At 60.0% G+C, this 18752-nt stretch carries 17 protein-coding genes; 8 read left to right on the top strand and 9 right to left on the bottom strand.

Annotation, left to right across the window (positions count from 1 at the left end):
- Window positions 1-58: 58 nt before the first annotated feature.
- Window positions 59-820: a GntR family transcriptional regulator gene (locus AM571_RS13200; protein WP_074061791.1), complete on the bottom strand. Its 762-nt coding sequence runs from the start codon at window positions 818-820 to the stop codon at window positions 59-61.
- Complete coding sequence (locus AM571_RS13195) at window positions 817-1701, bottom strand: N-acetylglucosamine kinase (protein ID WP_074061790.1); 885 nt, start codon at window positions 1699-1701, stop codon at window positions 817-819. The genes AM571_RS13200 and AM571_RS13195 overlap by 4 nt, the downstream gene beginning before the upstream one ends.
- Window positions 1702-2232: 531 nt before the next feature.
- Here AM571_RS13195 and AM571_RS13190 point away from each other — a divergent pair.
- The 5 genes from AM571_RS13190 to AM571_RS13170 all read left to right on the top strand — a co-directional run bounded on the left by AM571_RS13190 (window position 2233) and on the right by AM571_RS13170 (window position 7552).
- Entirely contained in the window at window positions 2233-3492 is a 1260-nt protein-coding gene (locus tag AM571_RS13190) for an ABC transporter substrate-binding protein (protein ID WP_074061789.1), read from the top strand.
- Window positions 3493-3678: 186 nt separating this feature from the next.
- The gene (locus tag AM571_RS13185; RefSeq protein ID WP_074061788.1) at window positions 3679-4623 is read left to right on the top strand and encodes a carbohydrate ABC transporter permease; all 945 of its coding nucleotides are present in this window, start codon (window positions 3679-3681) and stop codon (window positions 4621-4623) included.
- A 12-nt stretch (window positions 4624-4635) separates the two neighbouring features.
- Window positions 4636-5478: a carbohydrate ABC transporter permease gene (locus AM571_RS13180; RefSeq protein WP_074061787.1), complete on the top strand. Its 843-nt coding sequence runs from the start codon at window positions 4636-4638 to the stop codon at window positions 5476-5478.
- Window positions 5475-6551 (top strand): Gfo/Idh/MocA family protein, encoded by a 1077-nt coding sequence (locus AM571_RS13175; RefSeq protein ID WP_074061786.1) that lies wholly within the window; start codon window positions 5475-5477, stop codon window positions 6549-6551. The genes AM571_RS13180 and AM571_RS13175 overlap by 4 nt, the downstream gene beginning before the upstream one ends.
- Complete coding sequence (locus tag AM571_RS13170) at window positions 6551-7552, top strand: ABC transporter ATP-binding protein (RefSeq protein WP_074061785.1); 1002 nt, start codon at window positions 6551-6553, stop codon at window positions 7550-7552. Before AM571_RS13175 ends, AM571_RS13170 begins: the two co-directional genes overlap by 1 nt.
- Before the next feature lie 54 nt (window positions 7553-7606).
- On the opposite strand, the gene AM571_RS13165 is transcribed toward AM571_RS13170, so the two are convergent.
- The 7 genes from AM571_RS13165 to AM571_RS13135 form a co-directional block, all read right to left on the bottom strand.
- Window positions 7607-7912, bottom strand: coding sequence for an NIPSNAP family protein (locus AM571_RS13165; RefSeq protein ID WP_074061784.1), 306 nt, complete (start codon window positions 7910-7912; stop codon window positions 7607-7609).
- Window positions 7913-7975: 63 nt separating this feature from the next.
- Window positions 7976-9319, bottom strand: a complete 1344-nt coding sequence (locus AM571_RS13160) for an MFS transporter (protein WP_074061783.1) — start codon at window positions 9317-9319, stop codon at window positions 7976-7978.
- Window positions 9320-9474: 155 nt separating this feature from the next.
- The gene (locus AM571_RS13155; protein WP_074061782.1) at window positions 9475-10536 is read right to left on the bottom strand and encodes an ABC transporter ATP-binding protein; all 1062 of its coding nucleotides are present in this window, start codon (window positions 10534-10536) and stop codon (window positions 9475-9477) included.
- A 6-nt stretch (window positions 10537-10542) separates the two neighbouring features.
- Window positions 10543-11328 (bottom strand): ABC transporter permease, encoded by a 786-nt coding sequence (locus AM571_RS13150; protein WP_074061781.1) that lies wholly within the window; start codon window positions 11326-11328, stop codon window positions 10543-10545.
- The gene (locus tag AM571_RS13145; protein ID WP_074061780.1) at window positions 11325-12218 is read right to left on the bottom strand and encodes an ABC transporter permease; all 894 of its coding nucleotides are present in this window, start codon (window positions 12216-12218) and stop codon (window positions 11325-11327) included. The genes AM571_RS13150 and AM571_RS13145 overlap by 4 nt, the downstream gene beginning before the upstream one ends.
- A 77-nt stretch (window positions 12219-12295) precedes the next feature.
- A complete protein-coding gene (locus AM571_RS13140) occupies window positions 12296-13399 on the bottom strand; it encodes an ABC transporter substrate-binding protein (RefSeq protein ID WP_074061779.1) in 1104 nt (367 codons plus the stop codon).
- 188 nt (window positions 13400-13587) lie between these two features.
- Window positions 13588-14460, bottom strand: a complete 873-nt coding sequence (locus tag AM571_RS13135; RefSeq protein ID WP_074061778.1) for a MurR/RpiR family transcriptional regulator — start codon at window positions 14458-14460, stop codon at window positions 13588-13590.
- A gap of 181 nt (window positions 14461-14641) precedes the next feature.
- Between AM571_RS13135 and AM571_RS13130 the strand changes: the two genes are divergently transcribed.
- From AM571_RS13130 to AM571_RS13120, 3 genes are all read left to right on the top strand, one after another.
- On the top strand, window positions 14642-15415 hold the full coding sequence (locus AM571_RS13130; protein WP_074061777.1) for an N-formylglutamate amidohydrolase: 774 nt from the start codon (window positions 14642-14644) through the stop codon (window positions 15413-15415).
- A 117-nt stretch (window positions 15416-15532) separates the two neighbouring features.
- Window positions 15533-17080 carry an amino acid permease gene (locus AM571_RS13125; protein WP_074063234.1) on the top strand — a complete coding sequence of 516 codons (1548 nt, stop codon included), beginning with the start codon at window positions 15533-15535 and terminating at the stop codon, window positions 17078-17080.
- Between the two features lie 149 nt (window positions 17081-17229).
- Window positions 17230-18600 (top strand): glutamine synthetase family protein, encoded by a 1371-nt coding sequence (locus tag AM571_RS13120; RefSeq protein ID WP_074061776.1) that lies wholly within the window; start codon window positions 17230-17232, stop codon window positions 18598-18600.
- Window positions 18601-18752: the final 152 nt, after the last annotated feature.

Below are 18752 nucleotides of genomic sequence, written 5' to 3'. Positions count from 1 at the left end.
GCGATGAGCTGATCACCTTGCCACCGATGACCGCTGGGCCGCTCGCATCTGGCAATTCTCAGGCCCCGATCGTCAGCTCTGCCACGAAATCATAAGCGTCGCCACGATAGAGCGAGCGGGTGAATTCGACCGCGCGCCCCGAACCGAGATAGGAGATACGCTCGATCGATAGGCCGGCGGCGCCAACGGGAACACCAAGGAGATGGGCGTCGGCGTCCTTCATATTCGTGGCAGAGATGCGCTGCACCGCGCGTACCGGACGAACCTGGCGCCGCTCCAGTTCAGCATAAAGAGATGTCGTCACCACGAAAGGATCCGGCAGGAATTCGCCGGAGACACTGGCATTTTCGATTGCCAGAGGCTGGTCGTCGGCGATGCGCAGGCGGCTCAGCCGCGAGACCTTGATGTCGGCGGCAAGGCCGAGAATCATCATCTCGTCGGGCGAGGGGGTGTGGATGCCCTTGTGCAGCCATTCGGAGCGAGAGGTCATGCCGCGGCGGGCCATATCCTCGGTAAAGGAGGTGAGCTGCGACAGGCGCTGTTCGACCTTCGAGACCGGCTTGGTCACAAACGTGCCGGACCCATGGCGGCGCACGAGCAGGCCGTCCGCGACGAGTTCGTCTATCGCTTTGCGGACCGTGACCCTACTGACGGTCGAGAACTCCGCGATGTCACGCTCCGGAGGCAAGGCGTCGCCGTGGCCGAGGGTACCGGCACGGATGGCCTCTTCAAGAGTGCGGCGCAGCTTGACATAGAGCGGGCCGCTGCCGCCGGCTTGAAGGCGCTCGGGGGAAAGAATGCTGGCAAAATCATCCGTCATGCCGCGCCCTTCTGTCGCTCCTGAAGATAATTTACTGCGAGTTCGATCGCACCCTGGAGGACATCGCCTTTAGGCACTCTGAGGAGTGCTTTATGCCGCTCGGCCAGCCAGGGTTCGTAAGCCCCCGCGAGGCCGCCGAGCAGACAGATCGCCGGGCATTCCGGCCAGAGGAGGGCGTCCAGGTTTTCGTCGATCGCCAATGCGGCGTCCTTGATGATGCCAATTGCGATCTTGTCGCCTTGTGCGGCGTAGTCGAAGACAAGCGGCGCGTATCGCGCAAAATCCCTGGGTTTCGAGGCGTGGGCGAATTCGACGACGCGTTCGGGGTCGCCGCCATATTCAGCCATGAGCTTTGCCGTCAGCGGCGAAGACGGGCGCACCTTGTCGTAGGCGAGCAGCGACTTTTCCAAAAGGTCGCGGCCGAGGCGCGCACCGCTCGCCTGATCACCGACGACGAAGCCCCAGCCGCCGATGCCTCGCAATTTGCCGTCCCGGCGCGCATTGTAGACCGAACCGGTGCCGAAGGCGCCGATGACGCCGTCGGAATCGCCAAGCGCGCCCTGAAGCGCGATCAGAGCATCAGTGACGACATGGCCGTCTGCGAAGGGCAAGTTGCGTTCGATGCGGGCTCCGTAGTCGCCGACATTGGCGCCCGCGACTCCGACAACTGCGGAGACTTTGGAGATGGTTTCTGCAGGCAGGCCCGCTTCGCGCAGAGCATCGTGCGCTGACTCCACGATATTGAGGAGAGAGCCGTCTAGATCGGACAGGATGTTGGCAGGCCCCGCCTTGCCGCGGCCCAGAACATTGCCCCTTCTGTCCGCAACTGCAGCACGGCAGCTCGATCCGCCTCCGTCTATGCCGATTGCCAGTTCCGTCATCGAACCTCCGAACGACGCATCCATTTGGTTTTATTACCATACCAAAAAAATACCATTTACCAAGCGGAATTGGCGCGAAAAATCTGCATTTGTATCTCTTTGATTTTTAAAGATAAAATTTTTAAATGAAGCTTACGGACGTCAAAAGTTAAAATTCGGCTGGACAATTGGTATTTTTTTGGCCTTAATTCTGGAAAAGGGAACAGCACGTAGAGGCAGATGGAACCGGCGTCAGGACACCAGCCGGTCTCTTTGAGAAAAGGTGGAACTACGATTGCCGCGTCGGCGCAAACGCCGTGGAGACCGAGCCGCCTGCAGCTTTTCCTTAAGGATAATATCGCGCCCGGTTCAGCGTATCGGCAGGGCGCATACGGGCCGGGGCGTCTTCGCCTTCAGCGTCCGTCTGGCTTTCGGGGGTCGGCAGGTGATGACGGCCCTTCCAAGGGGAGTTGGGTGTAGCCTTCAGGCACGCCAACTGCTTGTTTCAGAACCAAGATAGCGCCCCCGCGGCGCTTAAAACAGGAGAGGGAAATGAAAAACACTGCTCTGAAAAGCCTGCTGCTTGCCTCCAGTCTGCTTACGTCTGCCGGCTTTGCCTATGCTGCGGACGTCACGCTGACGATCGAAAGCTGGCGCAACGACGACCTGCAGATCTGGCAGGAAAAGATCATCCCGGCCTTCGAGGCCAAGAACCCGGGCATCAAGCTCGTTTTCTCGCCGACTGCGCCGACTGAATACAACGCATCGCTGAACGCAAAGCTCGATGCCGGATCGGCAGGCGACATCATCACCTGCCGCCCGTTCGACGCCTCGCTCGAACTCTTTAACAAGAAGCAGCTTGCTGATCTGACAAGCCTGCCGGGCATGGAAAACTTCACGCCGGTTGCCAAGGCTGCCTGGTCGACCGACGACGGCAAGTCGACCTTCTGCGTTCCGATGGCTTCGGTCATTCACGGCTTCATCTACAACAAGGATGCCTTCGACAAGCTTGGCATCGCCGTTCCCAAGACGCAGGACGAGTTCTACGCCGCGCTCGAAAAGATCAAGGCGGACGGCACCTACATCCCGATGGCAATGGGCACCAAGGATCTTTGGGAAGCCGCAACCATGGGCTACCAGAACATCGGCCCGAACTATTGGAAGGGCGAAGAGGGCCGCATGGCCCTGATCCAAGGCAAGAAGAAGCTGACGGATGCCGAGTGGGTCGAGCCTTTCAAGGAACTCGCCAAGTGGAAGCCCTATCTCGGCGACGGCTTCGAAGCGCAGACCTATTCCGACAGCCAAAACCTCTTCACGCTCGGCCGTGCAGCGATCTACCCGGCCGGCTCGTGGGAAATTTCGCTGTTCAACAGCCAGGCGCAGTTCAAGATGGGCGCATTCCCGCCGCCGGTTCCGAAGGCTGGCGACACCGGCTACATCTCCGACCATCCGGACATCGGCGTCGGCTTGAATACGAAAAGCCCACATCCTGAGGAAGCAAAGAAGTTTTTGAGCTGGGTTGCTTCCTCCGAATTCGCAGACATTTACGCAAACTCGCTGCCAGGCTTCTTCAGCCTGAACTCAAATCCGGTGAAGATGAGTGACCCGCTGGCTCAGGAATTCGTTTCCTGGCGTGGCCCGTACAAGTCGACCGTCCGCTCGACCTATCAGATCCTGTCGCGGGGCACGCCGAACCTCGAAAACGAAACCTGGGTTGAATCAGCCAATGTCATCAACGGCACCGATACGCCGGAAGTGGCTGCCGAAAAGCTCCAGAAGGGTCTAGACGGCTGGTACAAGCCGGGCAAGTAAGCCGCAAGAAGGGCGGCGATCTTCGCCGCCCTCGTTCCTGTGCTCGTCACAGGAAAAAAGCCCAGCGAAGTCTTTCGCCTGAGAAGAGTCTCCCGTGGCGCCGTGGCGGCGAACTGGATCCCTGTTGATCGGCATAAACCGAAGACAGGGACGAGGGAGAGAACGAAGCAAAGCGAGCCTGAAACAATGACCGATCTGACATCGGCAACCCCGATTTCGCTCAAGCGCCCGGTGCGCTGGCATATCGGTGTCTTTCTTCTTCCGGCAATCGTCATCTACTCGGCGATCATGATCCTGCCGTTGATCGAAACGCTCAGGCTATCGTTCTACAATGTGGTTGACGGTGTGCCCGCCTTCGTTGGCCTTGCGAACTACAAGGTCCTGTTCGGCGATCCACGCTGGGCGCAAGATTTCTGGAACGCGCTTGTCAACAACCTGATCTTTTTCGCCATCCATATGTGTGTGCAGAATCCGATCGGCGTTGCGCTGGCGGCGCTCCTGTCCACGCCGCGGCTGCGTTTCGTCGCCTTCTACCGCACGGCGATGTTCCTGCCGACACTGCTTTCCTTCGTGATCGTCGGCTTCATCTGGAAGCTCATCCTCTCGCCGATCTGGGGCGTTGCACCCTGGCTCATGAGCCTTGTCGGCATGAAATCCTTCTTCGCGCCGTGGCTCGGCCAGTCCGGCCCGGCGCTGGTCGCCGTCTCGCTGATTTCCAACTGGCAATATATCGGCATCCCGATGATGCTGATCTACGCGGCGCTGCTCAGCATTCCGGAAGAGGTGATCGAGGCGGCAGAATGCGACGGCATCACCGGCTGGGCACAGTTCTGGAAGATCAAGCTGCCGCTGATCCTGCCGGCGATCGGCATCATCTCGATCCTGACCTTCGTCGGCAATTTCAACGCCTTCGACTTGATCTACACGGTGCAGGGCGCGCTTGCCGGTCCCGATATGTCCACCGACATTCTGGGAACGCTGCTCTACCGCACCTTCTTCGGCTTCCAGCTGCAGCTCGGCGACCGCTCCATGGGGGCGACGATCGCGACGACGATGTTCCTGATCATCCTCGCTGGCGTCTCTTTCTATCTTTTTGCCATCCAGCGGCGCATGCGCCGGTATCAGTTCTAAGGAGCGTGGTCCATGTCCAACAGAGCACGCACATCGCCCATCCGCACCGGGCTCGTTCACCTGGCTTTGATCGGTTACACGCTCGTCGCCATCTTTCCGGTGTTTCTCACGATCATCAACTCGTTCAAGGACCGCAACGCGATCTTCCGTTCGCCGATGCAGCTTCCAACGCCCTCGACCTTCAGCCTTGTCGGCTATCAGACGGTGCTGGGGCAGGGCGACTTCGCGACCTATTTCCAGAACAGCTTCATCGTGACGGTCGTCTCGATCTTCTTCGTGCTGCTGTTCGGCGCGATGGCGGCGTTCGCCTTGTCCGAATACCGCTTCCGCGGCAACGCGCTGATGGGCCTCTACATGGCGATCGGCATCATGATCCCGATCCGCCTCGGCACGGTCGCGATCCTGCAGGGCATGGTGGCAGCGGGTCTCGTCAATACGTTGACAGCGCTGGTTCTAGTCTACACGGCGCAGGGCATTCCGCTGGCGATCTTCATCCTGTCGGAATTCATGCGCACGGTCTCCGATGACCTGAAGAATGCCGGCCGCATTGACGGGCTTTCCGAATACGCAATCTTCTTCCGGCTGGTGCTGCCGCTTGTGCGCCCGGCTATGGCGACGGTTGCGGTCTTTACGATGATCCCGATCTGGAACGATCTCTGGTTCCCGCTGATCCTGGCGCCGGCCGAATCCACCAAGACCGTCACGCTCGGCTCGCAGATATTCATCGGGCAATTCGTCACCAACTGGAACGCCGTTCTGGCTGCGCTGTCGCTGGCGATCCTGCCGATCCTCGTGCTCTACGTCATCTTCTCGCGGCAGCTGATCCGCGGCATCACCTCCGGAGCAGTGAAATGACCATTTCGCAGAAGCCGGTCCGTGTTCTCGTCGCGGGGCTCGGCAATATGGGCCGCAGCCATGCGCTCGCCTATCACAACAACCCGGACTTCGAGATCGTCGGTCTCGTCAACCGCTCGAAGCCGGAGCTTGCGCCGGAGCTGCTGGGCTACAGGATCTATCCCGACTTCGAGACGGCGCTGACCGAACTGAAGCCCGATCTCTGCTCCATCTGCACCTATTCCGACAGCCATGCCGATTATGCGGTCGCCGCATTCGAGGCCGGTTGTGATGTCTTCGTGGAAAAGCCGCTTGCAACGACCGTTGCCGACGCCGAGCGCGTCGTGGCGGCTGCGAAGAAGGCCGGGCGGAAACTGGTGATCGGCTACATCCTTCGCCATCATCCGTCCTGGATGAAGCTGATAGAGGAAGCGCGGAAACTTGGGCCGCCTTATGTGTTTCGCATGAACCTCAATCAGCAATCCAGTGGCCCGACCTGGCAGACGCACAAGTCACTGATGCAGACGACATCGCCGATCGTGGATTGCGGCGTGCATTACGTCGACGTCATGTGCCAGATCACCGATGCCAAGCCCGTCGAGGTGCGCGGCATGGGGCTGCGACTTTCCGGCGAGATCGCGCCGGACATGTACAATTACGGCCACCTGCAGGTGATCTTCGAGGACGGTTCCGTTGGATGGTACGAGGCCGGCTGGGGGCCGATGATCTCGGAGACGGCCTTCTTCGTGAAAGATGTCATGTCGCCGAACGGGGCGGTCTCGATCGTCATGGACCCGAACGCGAAATCCGACGACATCGACACGCACACCAAAACCTCCGTCATCCGGCTGCACAGTGCCGAGACGGGGCCGGAGGGCAAGTTCGTCAGGCCGGATCAGGACATGACGATGGCGGGAGAACCCGGCCATCAGGAGCTCTGCGAGCGCGAGCAGTCCTTCATGCTCAAGGCCATTCGCGAGGATCTCGACCTCAATCGCCACATGGCCGATGCCGTTGCATCGCTACGAATCTGCCTCGCCGCCGATGAGAGCGTGCGCACTGGCAAACCGGTCAAACTGCAAGGGAACGACTAGTGGGATCGCTTCAACTCAAATCCATACGCAAGACCTATGGCACGCATGAGGTGCTGAAGGGCATCGACCTTGAGGTCAGGGACGGCGAATTCGTTATTTTCGTCGGACCGTCCGGTTGCGGAAAATCGACGCTGCTGCGCAGCATCGCCGGCCTCGAAGACGTGACGTCCGGCGCCGTCCTCATCAACGGAAAGGACGAGACGCTGAAGCCGCCCGCCAAGCGCGGTATCGCCATGGTCTTCCAATCCTACGCGCTTTATCCCCACTTGACGGTGAAGGACAACATGGGGCTCGGCCTGAAGCAGGCCGGAATGCCGAAGGACGAGATCGACACGCGCGTCGGCAAGGCATCGTCGATGCTGTCGCTTGAGCCCTATCTCGCGCGCCGGCCCGCCGAGCTCTCCGGCGGCCAGCGTCAGCGCGTCGCGATTGGCCGCGCCATCGTGCGCGAACCGGAACTTTTCCTCTTCGACGAGCCGCTTTCCAACCTCGATGCGGCACTGCGCGTCCAGACGCGCCTGGAGATCGCCCGCCTGCATCGCAGCCTGAAGGCGACGATGATCTACGTCACCCACGACCAGGTCGAGGCGATGACGCTGGCCGACAAGATCGTCGTGCTGAACGCCGGTGCAATCGAGCAGGTCGGTTCGCCGATGGAACTCTACAATCGTCCGGCAAACGTCTTCGTCGCTGGCTTTATCGGCTCGCCGATGATGAACTTGATCCCGGCAGAGAAGCTCGGCGACAAGGAGGCAAGGACGATCGGCGTTCGTCCCGAGCATCTGACGCTTTCACGCGAGCAGGGGACCTGGAAGGCCAAAATCGTGCATGTCGAGCATCTCGGCGCCGATACGATCGTCTATCTGGAGTCGGATCAATGTGGCCTGCTGACGGCGCGCCTGTTTGGCGAACACAAGTACGAGCCGGACGAGATTGTTTATGCGACGCCGGACAAGGCACATATGCATCGCTTCGATGCCAAGGACCAAGCGATCCGTTAGGTCGCAAGATAGATTTTCGCCCTCGAGCTGGCTTGTTTCATACGTATCTTCAGCTCATCCGAGGACGGGCCGCATGAAGCTTCGTTCGTAGCTGATGATGCTGCGGTTGCGGCGGTCGAGCTCGAAGGCCGCCTGGCACTCGGTGTCCGTCGCCATGCGTGTACGATAATCCTCGTAGGCGGCAAGGCTCGGGAACGAAAAGAGGGCAACGGCAATGTTGTTGGCGCCTTCGGACGGCAGGAAGTAGCCGTGATGGGTGCCGCCCATCCGGTTGACGATCGGAATCCAGAGCCGAGCATATTCCTCGAATTCCGCGATCTTATAAGGGTCGAGGACGTAGCGCAGATGGCAGGTAATCATCGAAAGATCCTCGAATGATGTTAGGTTGCCGGGCAAACTGCCGTCCGGCCGTTGGCATATGGCTTACGAGCTTGCCGCAAGCCGCTCGGTGAGTTCCTCGATGCCGACCTCGGCTTCGACGCTGTCGCCCCTGGCCATCAGGTAAAGCCCGAGAATGAAGGCGAGTGCAGCGATGAAAAGCAGGTAATAGGCATGCGCCATGGGGTTGATCGGCAGCAGCGAGGCGACTGCCAGCGGGGTGAGACCGCCGAAGATCGCATAGGATACGTTGTACGAGAAGGAAAGCCCCGTGAAGCGGACGCGCGCGGGAAAGGCCCGGACCATCACGTAGGGCACGGCGCCAACCATGCCGACGGAAAGGCCCATGATCGCGTAAAGCACGAAGAGCACTGTCAGCGAGACGGCAGCGTAGCTGTAGAACGCGAAGGTAGCGAGGCCAAAGAAGATGCTGGCGGCGGTGAAGAACTTGCCGGAGCCGACGCGGTCGACGATCGCGCCCGCGGCTGCCGTGCCGAAGATCAAGAACAGCGTGCTGAAGCTCGTCGCGGCAAGCGCCTGCTTGGCGGTGTGGCCGTAAAGTTTCTCAAGGAAGGTAGCGGTCATCAGCGTGGTGACGACGATGCCCGCTGACAGGATCCAGGTCAGCAGCATCGAAATGATGACGCCGCGCGGATGATCGCGAAGCACCGCCTTCAGCGGCAGTTCCCGCGCCAGAGAACGGCTCTGCTTCATTTCAGAGAAGATCGGTGTTTCCTGCAGCCAGCGCCGCAGATAGACGGCGACGAGGCCGAAGATGCCACCGACGAAGAAGGGAATGCGCCAGGCATAGGCAGCGACCTCCTCGGACGTGAAGACCGAGTTGATGATCGTCGCGATGAAGGAACCGAGCAGGATGCCGAGTGTCAGGCCGGAACACAGGAAACCGCAGGCAAAGCCGACGCGGCGGAAAGGGACGTGTTCAGCGACGAAGGTCCAGGCGCCCGGCACCTCGCCGCCGATCGCCGCACCCTGAAGGATGCGCATTAGGATCAGCAGGATGGGAGCGGCAACGCCGATCGAGGCATAGGTCGGCATGGCGGCCATGCCGAGTGTCGAGAGCGCCATCAGCAGGATCGAAAAGGCGAAGACGCGCTTGCGGCCGAACTTGTCGCCGAAATGTGCAAGCACGACGCCGCCAAGCGGACGAACGAGATAACCGGCGGCGAAGATGCCGAAGGTCTGGATGGTCACCAGCCAGCCGGGCATATCCGGCGGGAAGAACAGATGGCCGATGACGGTGGCGAAGAACACGAAGATGATGAAGTCGTAGAATTCCAGCGCACCGCCGAGAGCGGAAAGGCCGAGCGTGCGGAAATCCTGGGAGGTGAGGCGGCGGGGAGCCGCGGCGGGCGTGGTGGTGGGAGACATGAGGCTGCGCTTGTGGATGAACAGGGATCGTTCGGTCCATGCGGCATGGCGCCCGTCAGTTCAAGCGTTTTTTCCTGATGGCGGATTATTGACGCGTTTGGAAAAGAAAAAACTGCCACGGAGAATGGCGCTCTTGTCCAGTCATTTGTGCAAGATCAATCGCGCACGACGAGCAGGTCGGCGGCCATGAAGCGGAGCGTGACGGTTTCGCCTGCCTGTGGCGGGGTGATGCCCGGGCTGTTGAACATGTCGAAGGAAATGACGTTGCCGCCGACATTCATGCGGGTGCGGATGACGGAGCCCAGGAAGTGGGCGGAGATGACCTGGCCGGTCAGCGCCGTATCGCTCCTGACGCTGTCGGAAAGCGAGCCTGCTTCCGGACGAAGCGCCAGCGAAACGGTCTCGCCTGCCTTGTAGGCTGCGAGCGACTGCTTGAGCGTCACGGCCTGGTCGCCGATCTGGATGCGGTTTGCCGCCGGATCGACGACCTTCGCCTCGATCATGTTCAGCGTCCCGACGAAGGACGCGACGAAGCGGGTTGCGGGCGTATTGTAGACCTCGAAGGGTGTACCGATCTGGTCCGCCTTGCCGGCATTCATAACGACAATTCGGTCGGAAATCGAGAGCGCCTCTTCCTGGTCGTGCGTCACGAAGATGGTGGTGATGCCGAGCTTCTGCTGAATGAGGCGGATCTCTTCGCGAAGCGACACGCGGATCTTCGCATCAAGCGCGGAGAGTGGCTCGTCGAGCAGCAGGACCTGCGGCTTGACGGCAAGCGCGCGGGCAAGCGCCACGCGCTGCTGCTGGCCGCCCGACATCTGGTAGGGAAAGCGATCAGCGAGATGGTCGAGGCGGATGAGGCCCAGCATTTCCTTCACGCGCGCATCGATGTCGGCCTTCGACATGCCCGCAACCTTGAGACCGAAGGCGACGTTGTCGTGCACGTTCATGTTCGGGAACAGTGCGTAAGCCTGGAAGACCATGCCGATGTTGCGCTGGTTCGGTTTCAGCGGGCGCTGATCCTTGCCGTTGATGAAGAGGCTGCCGCCGGTCGGCGTTTCGAAGCCGGCGATCATGCGCAGCACCGTAGTCTTGCCGCAGCCGGACGGCCCAAGGAAAGAGACGAATTCCCCCTTCTCGATGCTCATGTTGAAATTATGGACGACCTGAACCTGGCCGAAGGATTTCTGAAGATTGGTCAGCGTGAGGAATGACATGGCCAGTTACCTTGCGGGGGCGGATTTTTGGAAACGGGAGATGAGGTTGAGCAGACCCATGCAGAGCCATGTGATCGAGAAGGCAATGACGGCAAGCGCCGAAGGCTCGTAAGCCTTGTTGGCACCGACGAGCTGCAGATAAGGCCCGAAGGCCGGCCGGTTGAGGAGGGCAGCCATCGTGAATTCGCCCATGACGATCGCAAGCGTGATGAAGGCGCCCGACAGCACGCCGCTCATGACGTTCGGGAAGATGCAGCGGAACATGATGGTCGGCCAGCTGGCGCCGAGGCTTTCGGCCGCCTCTGTCAGCGTGCGCACGTCGATGGCGCGCATGGCCGTATCGACCGCTCGATACATGTAGGGCAGCGAAAGCGTGATGTAGGAGCAGACGAGCAGGATGTTCGTGCCGGTCGTGTAACCCGTCAGGGGCAGGACCGACGACGAATTATACATGCGCAGATAGCCGAAGACGATGACGATCGCCGGGATGACCAGCGGCAGCAGCGTCACGAATTCCACGATCGGGCGCATCTGCGGCAGGCGCAGGCGAACCCAATAAGCCGTCGGCACGACGAGCAGCATGCCGAAGACGATGGTCAAAAGGGCCATCAGCATGGAATAGCCGAAGGTCTCGCGGAACTGGATGTCCGAAAAGACCGACTGATAGGCATCGAAGCTGTATACGCCGCGGCGCATTCGCAGCGAAAACTCGATGGTGCCGATCAGCGGAATGATGAAATAGGACGCACCCAGAAAAATGGCGATCCAGGCGCCGAGACGTTGAGCTTTCATTTCTGCCACCGTTCGGCGCGCATGCGCAGCATCAGGTAAAGGACGTTGGAGACGCCGGTGATGACGATCATGCCGAGCGCGATCGCGTAGCCGAGGTTCGGGTTGTGAAGGACATCGCCGCGGATCTGCGCGTAAAGCAGGATCGGAACGATGTTCAGTGAGCTTCCTGTCAGTGCATAGGCTGTCGCGATGGCGCCGAAGGCGTTTGCAAAGAGCAGCAGCGTCGTGCCGAGCAGGCTCGGCCAGAGGATCGGCAGGGCCACCATCGTCCAGTACTGGCGGTTCGTGGCGCCAAGAATTTCAGCGGCCTCGCGCCATTCCTTCTTCATGCCGTCAAGCGCCGGCGTTAGGATCAGCACCATCAGCGGGATCTGGAAATACATGTAGGTGATGGTGAGGCCGAAGAAGGACAGCAGGTTGAAGCCGGTGCCGTAGAGGTTGAAGCCGAACCAGTCGCGCAGGAAGATGGTGACGAGGCCGGTGCGGCCGAGCGTTGCCAGGAACGAGAAGGCAAGCGGCACGCCGGCAAAGTTCGATGCGACGCCGGAGAAAGTCAAAAGTGTCGAGCGGACAGAGGAGGGCAGTCCCCCCAGGACGACTGCCCATGCGAGAAAGAAGCCGATCAGCGCACCCCCGAGAGCGGAAGCCACGGACACGCGGATGCTGATCCAATAGGCGCTCATGATCGACGGGGTGAAGAGATCGCCGATGTTCTTGAACGTGAATTCGCCTTCGGGCGTGAGGAAGGCGCCGACGACAAGATAAAGCGTGGGGATGATCAGAAACAGCAGAGCGAAGATGACGAAGGGCAAGATGCCCAGCCAGTCGATTACGCGATCCTTGTTGATCAGGGGGGCGGTGCTCGCCAAAGGAGTTGAAACGGTGCTCATGCAAAGCTCATCCGGGGGCCTCGGAGTGAAAGAAAATGCCTCCCCGCTATCAGGGCGGGGAGGCATGATGTCATGCCTTACTGAACGTTGGCACCGACGACGCTGTCCCACTTGGTGGTGATGGCGGTCTTGCCTGCGGCCTGCTCGTCGAGTGTCGGGAAGACAGCCTTGGCATAGCCTTCAGCCGGCGGCAGCTTGTCGAGCAGTTCCTTCGGAATCAGGCCCTTTTCGGCAAGGTCGTTGAAGCGGATCGGGTGGCAATAGCCTTTCAGCCAGCCGAGCTGGCCTTCGTCTGAATAGAGGTATTCCATCCAGAGCTTGGCAGCATTCGGATGCGGAGCAAAGGCGGAGATCGCCTGAACGTAGACACCGGCAACGACGCCCGATGCTGGAACGACGACCTCAACCGGCGGGTTGCCGTTGAGGCTGTCACGCCAGGAGAGGCCGTTATAGTCCCAGGCGACGACGATCGGGGTGGAACCCTGAGCGAGCGAAGCGGACTTGCCGATGACCGGAACGAGGTTGCCGGCCTTGTTGAGCTCTGCGAAGTAAGCAAGACCTGCTTCGCCAGCCTTCGTGGCATCCTTTTCACCGGCAGCGAGGCCAGCGGCGTAGACGGCTTGAACAGCCTGGTTGGAAGCGCGCGGATCGCCAGCGAGCGAAACGGAGTTGGCATATTCGGACTTCTTCAGGTCGGCCCAATCCTTCGGGACGTTCTTGACGATGTCGGTGTTCACCACGAACGAAAGAACGCCGTAGTAGTCGCCGTACCAGAAGCCGTCGGCGTCTTTGGCTGAGTCCGGAATGGAATCCCAGGTGGAGACCTTGTAGGGCTGGATGAGGCCTTCGGCCTTGGCCGACGGGCCGAAGGAGAGGCCGACGTCGATGACGTCGGGCGCCTGCGGGCCGGTATTGCCCTTGTTGGCCTTGATTGCTTCGATTTCGTCGCCCGAACCTGCGTCCGGGTTCAGTTCGTTGACTTCGATGCCATACTTGGCCTTGAAGCCGGCAATGACGTCGCCATAACCGCACCAGTTGTGCGGGAGAGCGATGGTGGTGAGCGTGCCTTCCTTCTTGGCGGCGGCGACGAGTTCGGCGCTCGGTTCTGCTGCGGCAATCGCAGTCGAAGCTACGACGATCGCAGTAGAAAGCGAGAGCAGTCGAGAAATGTTAGAGATCACTGTTGTTCTCCTTCGGTTTTCAGTGGTCTGGCGATGCTGTTACTGGCGTTGCATGAAGCTTGTATGACGGTCGCGTGACGTTCGTTTTTCTTATGATTCCAGTATTTTTCGGAGTCTGTTTCGTCTGCGACGCTCGGTTCTATTTCTTTCACGCAGCCTTATTGTTTTGTTCGTTCCTGCCTCTCCTCCTAGCCGGGTTTTCGGAACAGCCTGGTCTGTTCGAACAGGCCCTCCAGTGTTTTCATACGCTCCTTCGTCTCGTCCCAGGTAGAATTCTGGACCGCTTCGATGAGCGCTTCGACGATAAAGAGGGTGACGACCGAAGAATCCCAAGCCGACGGCGCCTCGATCTGGACGCGAAAGACGTGTTTCGCGAGCTTTGCCGCCGGCGATCCCCATTGGTCCGTGAAGACGATGATTTCGGCGCCGCGCGTACGGGCGGCCTGGGCAAGGCTCACCATCTCCTGCTCATAGCGGCGGATGTCGAAGATGATCAGCAAATCGCCGGCATTCATGTTGAGAACATACTGCGGCCAGCTGGAGGAATTGGACGACAAGAGTGCGGTATTCGGCCGGATGACCTGCATGTGGGTGAAGAAGTATTCGGCAAGCGCGCCCGTGATGCGACCGCCGACGAAATAAAGGCCGCGCTTGCGATCCGAAAGCAGGGCAGCGGCGCTGTTGAAAGTCGCGGTGTCGAGATCGCTCAGCGTCTGGCGCAGATTGCCGATGATGGCATCGGCGAAACGGTTGAGGATATGCGTGCCCGGCGCATTGGAAGCCCAACGATCGTGTTTGGCGATCGGGTTGGAGATCGTCGCTTCGACCTCCTGATGCAGATGCGCCTGGAAATCCGGATAACCCTTGAAGCCGAGCTTCTGGACCATGCGGACGACGGTGGGCGTCGAGACGCCGGCGTTTTCGGCGATCGTGGTGATGCTGCCCAGCCCCGAAACAGGATAATTATCCAGCAGACTCTCGGCCAATTGCTTCTCGGCGCGCGTCAGCGCTTCGAAATGCGAATGGATGACGTCCGAAACCGTCTTCGACGCAGCGCTCACGCGATCTTGCTCCCCGGGATTGGTCTTGTGCCACTTTCCCTCTCAAAGTTAACAACGCTGTCACAATCCATGTCAACCACTGTCATGAAAAGAAATTTTCAGATCGCGCTTGACACCGCCCGAAGACTGAAGAATTCTTTTCTTGTAAGGAAATTATTAAGGCAACGGCAGGCGCGGCTAGGTGCTCACTCAGTTCAAGATTCTAAGCGAAGCGGATGGAAACTGCGTCGGAATAGAGCGGCCGCGCGGCAAGAGCCCATTGCTGGTCATCTGCGAGCACGCTTCGCGAGCGCTGCCCGAGCAGCTCGGCGATCTCGGTCTTTCCGAGGAAGCGCTCAATAGCCACATCGCCTGGGATCCGGGCGCTTTGGCAGTTGCGCGCGCCATCTCGACGGCGCTTGACGCAACACTTGTCTTTCAGCGCTTCTCTCGCCTGATCTACGACTGCAATCGCCCGCCCGAATCGCCAGGCGCAATGCCCGAGACGAGCGAGATCTATGCCATTCCCGGCAATCGGAATCTGAGCGCAAAGGAACGGCAGGCCCGTACCGAAGCGCTGTATCGACCTTTCCACGATGCGGTTAGAGATCTCATAAAGGACCGTCAGGCGCGGGGGCAGGAGGCGGTGATCGTCACTGTTCACAGTTTCACGCCGGTCTATAATGGCAAGGAGCGTGCCGTCGAGCTCGGCATCCTGCACGATGCCGACAGCCGCCTGGCAGACAGAATGCTGGCAGCGGCGGCTGACGCCCCGCTCTACAAAACCGAACGAAACGAGCCCTATGGCCCTGAGGATGGCGTCACGCACACGCTGATCCTGCACGGCCTCTCGAACGGGCTCCGCAATGTAATGATCGAGGTCCGCAACGACCTCATCAGCGAGGATGTCGGCCAAGGGGTCATGGCCGACTATCTGACAGGGCTCCTCCAGCAAAGCCTGGAAGCCCGACCATAAAACAATAGACCCCAGGGAGCAGTCTAACTGCGATCTGTCCGTATGGCGAAAGCGGCGGGCAACTTTGGCACTGGATCTGCGGCAATTCCGCTGCTGATCGTCAAACAGGGGGAAGTCATGTCGGACTATACCGAACTTGATAAGAAGCAGGATATGAGCATCCTGCATTCGATGGGCTATGCCCAGGAACTGGAAAGGCGAATGAGTTCGTTCTCGAACTTTGCCGTCTCCTTCTCGATCATCTGCATCCTTTCCGGCGGCATCAATTCGCTGGCGCAGGCGACTGCCGGCGCTGGTGGTGCTGCGATCGGCATCGGTTGGCCACTCGGCTGCTTCATTTCGCTCGTCTTCGCCGTTGCCATGGCGCAGATCAGCTCTGCCTATCCGACCGCAGGCGGTCTCTACCACTGGGGTTCCATCCTCGGCAACCGCTTCACCGGCTGGCTGACCGCCTGGTTCAACCTGCTCGGTCTCGTGACGGTGCTCGGTGCCATCAACGTCGGTACCTACTACTTCTTCATGGGCTCCTTCGGCACGAGCTATCTCGGGCTGGCGGACACGACATTCGTTCGCATCGCCTTCCTGGTCATCATCACCGGTGCGCAGGCGCTTGTGAACCATATGGGCATCGGCCTGACCGCCAAGCTCACGGACTTTTCTGGCTACCTGATCTTTGCAACGGCAATCGCGCTCGCCGCAGTTTGCCTGATCGCCGCACCATCCTACGAGTTCGGCCGTCTCTTCACCTTCGCCAACTATTCGGGCGAAGCTGGCGGCAATGTCTGGCCTGCCACGTCCGCGACCTGGGTGTTCCTGCTCGGCCTCCTGCTGCCGATCTACACGATCACCGGCTATGACGCGTCGGCCCATACGTCGGAAGAGACCGTAAAGGCTGCGCATTCCGTGCCGCGCGGCATGATTTCCTCCGTGCTCTGGTCGGCGCTCTTCGGCTACATCATGCTTTGCGCATTCGTGCTGATGCTGCCCAGCATGGACGAAGCTGCCAAGCAGGGCTGGAACGTGTTCTTCTGGGCGATGGACAGCCAGGTCAATCCGATCGTCAAGGATATCCTGTATCTTGCCATTCTGGTCAGCCAGTGGCTGTGCGGCCTTGCAACCGTCACTTCGGTTTCCCGCATGATCTTCGCCTTCTCGCGTGACGGCGGTCTGCCGGCATCCAAGGCATTGTCGAAGGTCAGTCCGAAACACCGCACGCCGGTTGCTGCAATCTGGACCGGTTCTATCCTCGCCGTCCTCTTCGTCTGGGGTTCGTCGCTCGTTTCGATCGGCGAAACGCCGGTCTATACCATCGTCGTTTCGTGCACCGTCATCTTCCTCTTTTTCTCCTTCGCGATTCCGATCACGCTCGGCCTCTTCGCCTGGGGTACGTCGAAGTGGGACAAGATGGGGCCGTGGAATCTTGGCGAGGCAATGTTCAAGCTCTTTGCCGTGCTCTCGATCATTGCAATGGTGCTTATTTTCGTGCTCGGCATCCAGCCGCCGAATGACTGGGCGCTCTACATCACCGTCGGCTTCCTTATTGTAACCGGCGTTGTCTGGTACGGCTTCGAAAAGCGCCGCTTCAAGGGCCCGCCGATCGGCGAGGAAGTCGCCAAGCGCCAGGCTGAGATCGCGGCTGCCGAAAAGGCCGTCGGCGAAGCGTAAGAAAACCGAGCTTCCCTCTCAAATGGCGGGGCCGCCATTCACGCGGCCCCATCACCGGTCCAGCGAAGAGGCATCTAGCCGGTCATGGCGACCGCTGCATGCTGTTTCGTTGCCCCGAGTTTCCAATCCAGATTTCAGGCGGATAAATGATGAGCAACAGCTATACTTTCGATGATCTCAAGAAGGACGTGGCCGAAGGGCGCATCGATACTATTCTCGCATGCCAGGTGGACATGCAGGGCCGCTTGATGGGCAAGCGCTTCCAGGCGGAATATTTCCTCGAAAGCGCCTGGAAGGAAACGCATAGCTGCAACTATCTGGTCGCGACCGACATGGAGATGGAAACCGTTTCCGGCTACAAGGCGACGAGCTGGGAGAAGGGTTACGGCGACTACACGATGAAACCGGACCTTTCGACGCTGCGCCGCATTCCCTGGCTCGAGGGAACGGCGCTGGTTCTTTGCGATCTGCTCGACCATCACACGCACGAAGAGGTGCCGCATTCGCCGCGCGCCATCCTGAAGAAGCAGGTCAAGCGCCTGGAAGACATGGGCATGAAGGCCTTCATGGCATCCGAGCTCGAATTCTTCCTCTTCGACCAGACGTATGAGGCTGCGCATGCCGCCGGCTACCGCAATCTCAAGCTCGCCAGCGCCTACAACGAGGACTACCACATCTTCCAGACGACCAAGGAAGAGGATGTGATGCGGGCGATCCGTACCGGCTTGCAGGGTGCGGGCATTCCGGTCGAGAATTCCAAGGGTGAGGCTTCGGCAGGGCAGGAGGAAATCAACGTGCGCTACGCCGACGCGCTGACGATGGCTGACCGGCACGCCATCATCAAGAACGGCTGCAAGGAAATCGCCTGGTCGAAGGGCAAGGCAATCACCTTCCTCGCCAAATGGAGCTACATGTCGGCCGGCAGCTCCTCTCATATCCATCAGTCGCTCTGGAGCGCCGACGCAAAGACGCCGCTGTTCTTCGACGAGAAGGGTACATACGGCATGTCGCCTTTGATGCGGAACTACGTGGCCGGCCTTCTCGCCCACGCAAGCGAGATCACCTATTTCCTGGCACCTTATATCAATTCCTACAAGCGCTTCATGGCCGGCACCTTCGCACCGACGAAGGCGATCTGGAGCAAGGACAACCGCACCGCCGGCTACCGCCTCTGCGGCGACGACACCAAGGCGATCCGCATCGAATGCCGCGTCGGTGGTTCGGACCTCAATCCGTATCTCGCCTTTGCAGCACTGCTGGCGGCTGGCATCGACGGCATTGAGAACGGGCTCGAACTCGAATCGCCATTCGTCGGCGATGCCTATGGCGCGCGAGATATCCGCGAGATCCCGCACACGCTTCGTGCCGCGACGGTCGCCATGACGCAATCAAAGATGCTGCGGACGGCTTTCGGTGATGACGTCATCGACCACTACACGCGCGCTGCCGAATGGGAGCAGGAGGAATACGACCGCCGCGTGACGGATTGGGAAGTGGCGAGAGGCTTTGAAAGGGCGTAAGGCATTTTGCAGCGTGTCGTTGCTGTGTCCTCACCCTAACCCTTGATGGGGCGAGGTGACTGTCCCACAGGCGTTGCGATTGACGGGGTGCGGCATCCCTTTCTTCGCCGCGATTTTCGCAAGAAGGTCGGCAGGTGGATGAGGGGCTGGTG

Source organism: Rhizobium etli 8C-3 (assembly GCF_001908375.1).
Taxonomy (GTDB): Bacteria; Pseudomonadota; Alphaproteobacteria; order Rhizobiales; family Rhizobiaceae; genus Rhizobium; species Rhizobium etli_B.
The sequence above is the reverse complement of the archived record's forward strand: the minus strand, read 5'-3'. Positions and strand labels throughout refer to the sequence as shown.